The sequence below is a fragment of the Rothia sp. (in: high G+C Gram-positive bacteria) genome, assembly GCF_015265375.1.
Classification (GTDB): domain Bacteria; phylum Actinomycetota; class Actinomycetes; order Actinomycetales; family Micrococcaceae; genus Rothia.
In genome coordinates this window covers 1-9,905 of the sequence record NZ_JABZXW010000068.1, presented here as the reverse complement: position 1 = coordinate 9,905, position 9,905 = coordinate 1, and the positions used below count along the sequence as shown (strand labels likewise).

General features: G+C 60.1%; 8 protein-coding genes and 1 pseudogene. 4 read left to right on the top strand and 5 right to left on the bottom strand.

The features are described 5' to 3' along the window. From HXO69_RS07905 to hemB, 3 genes and pseudogenes are all read left to right on the top strand, one after another. Positions 1–446: pseudogene (locus tag HXO69_RS07905) on the top strand (hydroxymethylbilane synthase); the annotation flags it as partial. Between the two features lie 5 nt (positions 447–451). Then, positions 452–1,342, top strand: coding sequence for a uroporphyrinogen-III synthase (locus HXO69_RS07900; RefSeq protein WP_296546375.1), 891 nt, complete (start codon positions 452–454; stop codon positions 1,340–1,342). Between the two features lie 55 nt (positions 1,343–1,397). Beyond that, complete coding sequence (gene hemB, locus HXO69_RS07895; RefSeq protein WP_296546373.1) at positions 1,398–2,399, top strand: porphobilinogen synthase; 1,002 nt, start codon at positions 1,398–1,400, stop codon at positions 2,397–2,399. 91 nt (positions 2,400–2,490) lie between these two features. On the opposite strand, the gene HXO69_RS07890 is transcribed toward hemB, so the two are convergent. The 5 genes from HXO69_RS07890 to HXO69_RS07870 all read right to left on the bottom strand — a co-directional run bounded on the left by HXO69_RS07890 (position 2,491) and on the right by HXO69_RS07870 (position 8,844). Next, on the bottom strand, positions 2,491–3,507 hold the full coding sequence (locus HXO69_RS07890) for a transcriptional regulator (protein WP_296546372.1): 1,017 nt from the start codon (positions 3,505–3,507) through the stop codon (positions 2,491–2,493). Between the two features lie 307 nt (positions 3,508–3,814). Continuing rightward, the gene (locus tag HXO69_RS07885; protein ID WP_296546371.1) at positions 3,815–4,996 is read right to left on the bottom strand and encodes a sugar dehydrogenase; all 1,182 of its coding nucleotides are present in this window, start codon (positions 4,994–4,996) and stop codon (positions 3,815–3,817) included. 32 nt (positions 4,997–5,028) lie between these two features. Next, complete coding sequence (gene hemL / locus HXO69_RS07880) at positions 5,029–6,378, bottom strand: glutamate-1-semialdehyde 2,1-aminomutase (RefSeq protein ID WP_296546369.1); 1,350 nt, start codon at positions 6,376–6,378, stop codon at positions 5,029–5,031. 213 nt (positions 6,379–6,591) lie between these two features. Continuing rightward, on the bottom strand, positions 6,592–7,959 hold the full coding sequence (locus HXO69_RS07875) for a threonine/serine exporter ThrE family protein (RefSeq protein ID WP_296546368.1): 1,368 nt from the start codon (positions 7,957–7,959) through the stop codon (positions 6,592–6,594). Between the two features lie 189 nt (positions 7,960–8,148). Then, complete coding sequence (locus HXO69_RS07870) at positions 8,149–8,844, bottom strand: 3'-5' exonuclease (protein ID WP_296546366.1); 696 nt, start codon at positions 8,842–8,844, stop codon at positions 8,149–8,151. 303 nt (positions 8,845–9,147) lie between these two features. On the opposite strand from HXO69_RS07870, the gene HXO69_RS07865 reads away from it, so the two are divergent. Next, a partial coding sequence (locus HXO69_RS07865; RefSeq protein ID WP_296546364.1) for a DNA cytosine methyltransferase occupies positions 9,148–9,905 on the top strand: 758 nt, incomplete at its 3' end.

The following is a 9,905-nucleotide window of genomic DNA, read 5'->3' as shown; positions in this document are numbered from 1 at the left end:
TCATCACCGAGTACCTTGACCCCACCCGCATGCTGCCCGCCCCCGGCCAGGGCGCGCTCGCCCTGGAAGTGCGCGAAAGCGAGTTCGAGAACCCGGACCCCGCCGTGCTGTCCGACGCCGAGGTGGCGCGCCCGGTGCGTGCCCTCGGCCGCGCCCTGATTGCCGCGAACCACCACGAAACCCGCCTCGCCGTCAGCGCTGAGCGTGCCCTGCTGCGCCGCCTTGAAGCCGGATGCGCCGCCCCCATCGGCGCATACGCGCAGGTGGTTGAGGGTGACCTGGTGCTCAGCGTTGTGGTGGCGTCCCCGGACGGCACCGACATGCTGCGCCACACTTCCGCAACCGCCGAACTGGATGTGCCCGGCGCCGAGCGTCTGGGCGTGCGCGTGGCAGAAGACCTGCTGCAGATGGGTGCCGCTGCCCTTGCCGGTTTGGACCTGAAGTAGGCGTCATGTCTGCCGCTAGTCCGCAAGCTGAGGCCCCGGAAACTGAATCCCCGGAAACTGGTACCCCGGAAATTGCGCCCCCGCGCACGGTTCTGCTGACCCGCTCCGCCGCCCAGGGCGCCGCCTTCGCACGCGCTCTCACCGAGGAAAGCGTGCAGAACGGGTTGGGGGAGTGCCGGGTACTCTTCGCACCCCTACAGCAGGCACGCACCGTCAAGCCGGGCGCAGAACACGCCGCCGCGCTGGAGGCGCTCGCCTCCGGCCACTATGCGTGGGTGAGCTTCACGAGCGCCAACACGGTTCGCGCCTGCGCGCAGCTGTGGGGTGCGGAGTTTGCCCGTGCGGTTCACGCCGGGGGAGCGCGCGTCACCTGCGTGGGTGCGGCAACTGCCCGCGCCGTGCATGCTCAGCTGGGGCTGGATACGGACTTTCAGCCGCAGGTGCAGAGCGCCGCGGGTATGCTCGCGGAGTTTGAAAAGCCTGTAGCTGATGCCGCCGCAGTGCTGGTTCTGGAGGGTTCCAACGCCCGCCCGACCCTGCGCGAAGGCCTCAAAAACCTGGGCTGGGATAGCCACCGCTGCGTGCTCTACGACATGGTGCCCGCCGAGCAGGTGGAACCCGGCGAGCTGAGCCTCAGCGCCGCCCGCGCACTCGTACAGGGCAACACATCTGAGGCGGGCGCCCCCGAAACCCCCGCGCCGGATGTGCTCGTGGTGACCGCCCCCTCCCGCCTGCATGCCCTACTCGACGGTGCGCTAACGCCTGAATCTGTGCCGCCGGTGGTGGCGATTGGGGCGAGTACCGCCTCCGCATGCCGCGCCCTCAACCTGCGCTACGTGCAGGCCGATTCGCCGTCACCGCAGGATTTGGCGCGCGCCGCTGTATCCCTCATGTAGGCGCATCCCTCATCTACTAAGACCACATATTTTTATCGAGTTTTCAGGAGAGATCATGAACCTCACCCGCCGCCCGCGCCGCCTGCGCACCACCGCAGCCATGCGCTCCCTCGTCGCTGAGACCACCCTGCGCCCCTCGCAGCTGATTCAGGTGTTCTTCGTGCGTGACGGTATCACCGAGCCGCAGCCGATTCGCTCCATGCCCGGTCAGTACCAGCACACCCTGGAGAGCATCATTCCCGCCGTGCGTGAGGCGTACGAGGCGGGCATCCGTTGCATTGACCTGTTCGGTATTCCCCGCGACGAGGATAAGGACGAGGTCGGCTCGACCGCCTGGGACCCGCAGGGCATCCTGAACCGCGCGATTGCTGTGTGCCGCGAGGAGTTCGGCGACGACCTGGTGGTCATGGCTGATACCTGCCTGGACGAGTTCACGAGCCACGGCCACTGCGGCGTGCTGGTCAATGACGGCCACGGCACGCTCGTGGTGGATAACGACCAGACTGTGGAGCTGTACTGCAAGATGGCGGTTTCGCAGGCTCGCGCGGGCGCACACACGGTTTCGCCGTCGGGCATGATGGACGGCCAGATTGCGGCGATGCGTGCCGCTCTGGACGAGGCCGGATTCGAGGACGTGTCGATTATGGCGTATTCGGCGAAGTACGCTTCGGCCTTCTTCGGCCCGTTCCGTGACGCGGTGGAGTCGACCTTCAAGGGCGACCGTAAGACCTACCAGCAGGACCCGGCGAACCGCCGTGAGTCGCTGCTGGAGGTGCGCGCCGACCTGGAGGAGGGCGCGGATATGGTGATGGTGAAGCCCGCCGGTAGCTACCTGGATATTGTGCGCGAGGTGGCGGAGTTTTCGCCGGTGCCGGTGGCGGCGTATCAGGTGTCGGGTGAGTACGCGATGATTGAGGCGGCTGCGGCGAACGGCTGGATTGACCGTAAGGCTGTGGTGTTGGAGTCGCTGCGTTCGATTCACCGTGCAGGTGCGGACGTTATTCTGACTTATTACGGTACGGAGGCGGCGGGCTGGCTCCGCGAGCTGGACGCCTAAATCCCTCCCTCTTTGAACGCTGAGAAGCCACATGTGTTTCGAAAAGCCACGTCTTTGGTGGCTTCTCGAAACACATGTGGCTTTTCGCTGTTTATGATCGTTCCTCCGGCTCTTCGCTGACGGGTTTGTACCCGAGGGAGGTACACACAATGTTGCCGTTGGTGAAGTACTCCGCGAGCTTTTCACGGTCGGCGGGGGAGCGCAGGTCCGCCCAGCGTTCCTGCTCCAAGTAGAACGCAACCTGGGAGGTCAGACAGACGACGCGCTCATCGTGCACCGCCACAATATGCCTGCGCAGCCAGGGGATGCGCTTGGCGAGGTTCGGCGGAATGAAAGACGGCACCTTGATTTCTATCTGCCATTGCGACGGCTCGTAGAAGGTCGGCTTGATTTGTTCAGGGTTCTTCGGGAAGACGCAGAACTCCACAATATCGGGGTAACTGTACTTCTTCGCCGGTAGGAAGAGCCGCCCAATGTAGAACGAATCGGGGTTGAACAGCAGGTAGACCTTCAAATAATGCCAACGCAACGCTAACGCCGCGGAGACAGTAACCGCCAGCAGGATTGAGGCACCACCAATAGGCATCGGCGGCGTGTACAGAATCGTCCAACCGACCAGCGAGTAGAGGAAAACGATGAGTGCCAGCACCAACGCCACCACCACGGTCACGCAGAGCCCCAGATAGAGTCTAGGCGTCGAACGCACCGGTTTAGCTTGGGGATGTGCGTCCCGCGGAGCAAAGAACGCGTCAATACGGTTCAGCATTTCGCCCAGGACTTGGGGCATACCCGCGGTGTGGTTATCGAGGTTAAAGTAGCGGGAGCTACGCCAAATGAAGCGGCTCCAGCATGCACCCAGATAGACCATGTAGAACGGAAGGACTAGTGCCGGTAGCAGGATGCCGTCACGGGCAATGTCCTTGTACAGCAGAAAGATGGACCGCGCGATAACGCAAGCCCACATGTACATGACGGCGTGCATCCACGCCTCAAACTTAGATACGCCAGAAATGCTATCGAGTTCTTTCCGGGCGCGGGTGAGGTTGGAACGCAGCTTATGTTTGGGGAGCGGGTCGCCGTCCAGGGAACGGCGTTCGGCGTACCTCATCGCTTTGTCTACGGGGGAGCCTTTGTAGAAAACGTGTAGCCGTCTCGCTTCTTCCTTGCTCATGGTTGAGGAGTAGGCGATATCGACTGCTACGCACACCACCAGGTACAGCAGGAAGGCTATGAGCCATATGTAGCGCAACGGCTCTAGGGGTATCCCCAAAGCGCTTAGCTCCATGAATTGTCCTCTCTACGGTGTCGGTGATGGTGTGTTTACGGTGCTGAGAAGCCACATGTGTTTCGAAAAGCAACATAAAACGTGGCTTCTCGAAACACATGTGGCTTCTCGCGGTATAAAAGCAACTCGCTTACTTGTACTGCGCCTTCTGGAAGGATGCGCGGCGTGCCGCCTCCTCCGCATGCTTACCGGCAGGCTTGTAACCCATGGTCGTGCAGATCACGCGGCCGTCCACGAAGTACTTCGCCAACATTTCACGGTCCGCCGGCGAATCCAGCTGCGCCCAGCGTCCCTGCTCAATGTTGAACGCAATCTGCGCCACCAAACAATCAATCTGGTGATTATTCAGCGCATAGTCGTGCTTGCGGCCGCCCGGAAGCAGAATCTCCAGCGTCCACTGGCTCGCATCCTTCGGGTTCAGGTTGATAGCGTCCGGGTTCTTCGGGTACACGCGGAACGCGCGAACATCCGAGTAGGGGCGGGACTTCGCCGGAAGGAACAGGCGCCCAGCCTGGAACGAATCCGGGTTGAACAGCACATAATCGCGGTTATACATCAGCAACATAATCAGCAGCGGAATGTACGCCGCCGCCAAGAACCAAGAAGCGTGACCGATATAGATCGCTTCCCAATCCTCGTCGATGCTCCAGCCCGCCAGCGAAACTAAGAAGACCGAGGCGAGCAGGAACGCAATACCGTTGAGCACCCAGTAGACGGTGCGGTCGTCACGAATCGGCTCCACACCCGGCACGGTGCTGCGCACACGGAACGGGGCGCTCAGCTTACCCAGCGTCGCCGAGTAGATGCGCGGCATGCCCAGCACACGGTCGTCCTTGCTGTATCCGCGGGCGGCACGCCAGTGACGGCGGCCAATACGCGCACCCAGGTACACCATGAGGAACGGCAGAAGCAACGCCGGTAGCAGAATGCCGTCGTACACGATATCCCAGTACAGGGTGAAGATTGAGACCGCCACAATCCAGCCCCACAGGTACATGATCGTGTGGAACCAGCCGCCAAACACGCCGGCGCCCTCAATAGAATCCAGCTTCTTCTTAGCCTTCTTCGTGGCGCTACCCTTACGGGAGGAGCTCAGCGGCGCACCCATCGCGGTACGTTCCGCGGTGGCGCGGCGCGCCTCATCAACGGGCGAACCGGACACCTCAAGGTACAGGTCGGCTGCCTTCTCTTTCTTGATGGGCACCGGGTAGGCGATATCTACCAGCAGGCACAAGCCCACGTACACCATGAAGGCAATCAGCCACACGTCGCGTAGCTGCTCCATGGGCAGTCCCAGAGCGCTCAAATCCATGAGCCGCTCACCTCCTTACGTCTCTCAAACCCTTACGCGGAGGCAGCCGCAGCGGCGGCAGCCGGAAGAGCCGAGATGATACGTTCCATCGCCTCATCGTCGTGGGCGGCAGAAACGAACCATGCCTCGAATGCGCTCGGCGGCAGGTACACGCCGGATTCGAGCATGGAGTGGAAGAACGCGTTGTAGCGGCTGGTTGCCGAGGCCTTGATGTCGGCGTAGTTGTGCACGCCCTCCTGAGAGGTGCCGAACGCGACCGAGAAGAGGTTACCGGCGCTCTGGATGGAGTGGTCCACACCGGCGGCATTGAACGCCTCGGTCAGAGCCTGCTGCAGCTGGGCGCTACGCGAATCCAGGTGCGCGTAAACGGCGGCATCAGCCAGGGTCAGGGTCGTAATACCCGCCGCAACGGACAGTGGGTTACCGGAGAGGGTACCCGCCTGGTAGACCGGGCCGACCGGCGCCAGGTGCTCCATGACCTCACGCTTACCGGCCAGCGCCGCGATGGGCATACCGCCACCAATGACCTTGCCGAACGTGAAAATATCGGGAACCCAGCCGCCATCCTCGGGAGCCGCGTAGCCCCAGTAACCAGCCGAAGACACACGGAAACCGGTCAGCACCTCATCAAAAATGACGAGCGCGCCGTTCGCGTGAGCAATCTCGTGCAGGCCACGGTTGAAACCGGGCTCGGGGGTCACCACACCCATGTTGCAGGGTGCCGCCTCAGTAATAATTGCGGCAATCTGACCCTCATGGTTCGCGAACGCCTCACGTACAGCGTCCAGGTCGTTATAGGGCAGAACGATGGTCTCCGCGGCGGTTGCAGCAGTCACGCCAGCAGAACCCGGCAGCGCCAGGGTAGCCACACCCGAACCGGCCTCGGAAAGCAGCGCATCCACGTGACCGTGGTAGCAGCCCGCGAACTTAATAATCTTGTCGCGACCGGTCACACCACGCGCCAGACGAATCGCAGTCATGGTCGCCTCAGTACCGGTGGACACCATACGCACCTGATCAATAGCGCCAGGAATCACCGCGTTAATACGGTTGACCACCAGCTCAGCCAGCTCAGCCTCCGGCGCGCTCGCCGCACCAAAGGACAGGCCGCGCTCAGCCGCCTGCTGAACCGCCTCAACAACCTGCGGATGCGCATGACCCAGAATCGACGGACCCCACGAGCAGACCAGGTCAACGTACTCGTTGCCGTCCGCATCGTACAGGTACGCGCCCTTAGCCTTCGCCACAAACGCGGGGGTGCCGCCCACAGAATTGAAGGCGCGCACCGGGGAGTTCACGCCGCCGGGAATCACCGCGCGAGAACGCTCAAACAGCTTCTCGCTGGCTTCGTGGTGCAGCGGGTGGGTAGAGGAAGGAGTCATCGTATCGGTGCCTTTCAACAGGGACGGCGAACTAAAGAATTACAAGGGACGACGCACGGCAGGCGACAGAGCCCGCACGCTACGAGCGTCCCGTACCTAACCATCATAGGCGCTACAGATGAACCGCAGGTGACAAGCACCTGAACGTACCGAAAGGTGACGATAAAACACAACAGACAAGTTAGGGAACAGATAGGTGGAGAAACCCAGAAACTAGCGCATATGCCGGTCGGTATCCAGACGGTTCAGCACCTGAGTGTCCTGATCAAACAGCCAGTTCTTATCAAAGAGCAGACGCACAAACGCCAGGCCCATACCCAATGCCATAAAAATCAGCAGGGACTGCACAAAACCGCTCGCCGCCGAATACATGTCACCGCTCGCAAAATACGACATCGAACGGTAGAACGGAACACCCGGAACCATCGTCACCACCGCCGGAACCGACAGAGAAATACGCGTGTACTTACGCTGATGCAGCGGCGCCACAATCTCAGCCAGAATACCCACACCAAACACGGCAATGGTCGCCGCCATATGCGCGGGCATACCCGCCTCCACCATGTGAATACGGGCGGGGTTCGCCACCGCAGCAATCAAACCACCCCACACACACGCCACCGGGGAGGCGGCAAAGAGCATCGCGAAGCCAGCCGCCGCAACACCCGAAGAAAGCACCTGCAACACTAAATACAGGGTCGGATTAAGGTTAAGGGGCGCAGGAGCCGCCAACGGCAGGTGGAAGAGCGAACCCAAAACCCACACCGCAAACGACGCACTCAGCAACAACAAACCCACATAGGTTAGACGCGAAATACCCGCCAAAAAGTCCATGCGCGAAATATCGAGCATGCCCGTCACCATGGGGAATCCAGGCACCAAGAACAGCACCGACGAAATGAAACCAATCATGTGGTTCGGGCTAATCCAACCCGCCGCAACCAGCACATTAACAATCGCGATGTATAGGCCCGCCGCCAGGAAGCCGCACGCCATCCACGTTGCCAAATGGCTCACGCCGCGCTTGAGCAGGGTCGAACGCAAAAACTGGCCGGCACCGGCGGCGAGGAACACGACCGAGCATTCCACCAGGCCGCCACGGTTCAGGAACGCGAACCCGGCACACGCCACCGCCGACGCCAACGCCAGCATCCAGCGGGTGTACAGCGGCTTTGCCGAATCGATAAGGTCCAGCTCGGCGTTCGCCTCCGCAGGGGTAATCTTCTCGGGCAGCTCAGAAATGAACTTACCCAGCTGATCCAGCTTATGAGCGTTAATGCCCATCGTGCGCTGCTCAGCCACCTCGGTGCGGAAATTACCGTCCGTGTACGAAGACGTCGAAATTTCGGTGAAGGTCACCTGCGCGTGATGCTCCTTCAACCCCACAGCCTTCGCCAAACGCGCCATCGACGCCTTAATACGGTACGCACTCGCACCCGACTTCATCAGGATGCGGCCCAGGCGGAGCACCACCTGCGACTGCGCCACCAGGTGCTCATGCGCCAGACGGGTAGACCCCAGATAAATACTGCGCGTATTCGTGTCAGGGTACGGCTCGGTAGTGCGGGGCTGATCATCCATGAGAGACCTTCCGGGTCGTGCTATTCGATAGGTGTGGTCCTTATCTAGCATAGGGGAGAAGCCCAAACGGGGATAGTGTCAGCCCGTCAGTAAAGGCGGATGCGACGGGCATGCTGAGCGCAGACGGGAGGGGCTGCGGGGTGCTTATATTCGGGGCAGGTTTAGCGGATCAGGTTTAGCGGCGCAGTTTTATCGGCGCACCGGCCAGCGGCCGTCAATAACCTCGGATTCCTTACCCGGCTGCGTGCGCAACCACGCCTGGAAGCTCGCCGCCTGCTCCGCCGCCCACTGAATCTGCTGCTCGTGCAGCTGGCGCGCATCCACGTTGAGGACCTCGGGGAACTGCTCGGTCAGCTTGACCAGCAGACGCTCGGCGGCCAGGGCATCATCAGCGGAAGTGTGTGCATTCTCCAGGGAGACACCGTACTCGGCGGCGAGAACCTCCAGAGTGCGCTTGCCGCGCTTACGCGGAATCACATGCTTATGCAGAACATACGGGTCGAGCACCACACCGGGCGGTAGCTCACCGTTGGCAATATTGTGGCGCAGCATCTCGTGGTACAGCACCGAAAAATCGTAGGCGGCATTGAACGCAATAATCGGCACGCCGTCAATATTGAGCGCACCAATCGCACCGGCAAGCTCCCACACGACCTCGCGGGCGGGACGGCCGTGCTCACGCGCGTACTCGGTCGTAATACCGTGCACAGCGGCGGCACCGGCAGGAATCTCAACGCCGGGGTCAGCAAGCCACTCGCCACGGCGCACCACATTACCCTGAGGGTCCAGCAGAATCAGGGAAGCAGTCACGATGCGGGCGGTGGTGACGTCCACACCGGTGGTTTCAAGGTCAAAAGTGGCGCGCAGGCCGTTCATCCAGGTCATGCTATAAGACTAACCCAGCGGAGAAGGAGGCGCGCGCCTGGTGGTCATTGCCCCCGACCGGTGAGCTGGAAGCTGGATATAGATATGGGACATCCGTCAAAGGCCTGTAAGTTGGGCACTCATTGGAACGAGAGGGGAGGCTATACATGTGGTTACTTGTGCGTTCGAATACTAAGAGGATGATGAGAATATGATTTTTGATTTAATTAAATATATTTTTAGATACTTTAATGTTTTCAATATTCGAAAGTATGTGCAGCTTAGTAGTTATATTTTCGAATATATTAGTGTATAGTGGTGGGCATGGAATTTAAGCTAGGTGAACTTTTCTGTGGCCCTGGTGGCCTTGCTATTGGAGCAACTCGCGCTTCTATCTCTGACCCCGACTGGAAGATTGTTCACCAGTGGGCGACTGACTACGACGAAGATACTTGCAATACTTACCGCCAAAATATCTGCCCGGATCGCCCCGAATCTGTAGTGCATGCAGACATTCGAGAGCTCGACTACTCCGTGCTGAAAGAGCTGGGCGATATTGATGGTCTAGCCTTCGGCTTCCCTTGCAATGATTTCTCCACCGTGGGGGAGCAGAAGGGACTGGATGGCACCTACGGTCCGCTCTACACCTACGGAGCAAAGGCTTTGGAAATGTTCCAGCCTCTGTGGTTCCTTGCCGAGAATGTCGGTGGACTCCGTAGCGCTAACGAGGGTAAAGCTTTTAACCAGATTCTCGAAACCTTTGAGAAGGCGGGCTACAAGCTTGTAACCAACCTATACAAGTTTGAAGAGTACGGCGTTCCTCAAGCACGTCACCGAATTATCATTGTGGGTATTCGTAACGACCAAGATGTAGAGTTCAAGGTTCCTTCTACCGAGCCTTATCGCAACCACGATGTATCAGCTCGTACTGCCCTGGAGAATCCTCCTATCACTTCCGATATGACCGGTACTGAACTAACTAAGCAGTCAAAGGTCGTGCAGGAACGTTTGTCTTATATCAAGCCGGGGCAGAACGCTTTTACTGCGGATATTCCTGAGCATCTTCAGCTAAAGGTTAAGGG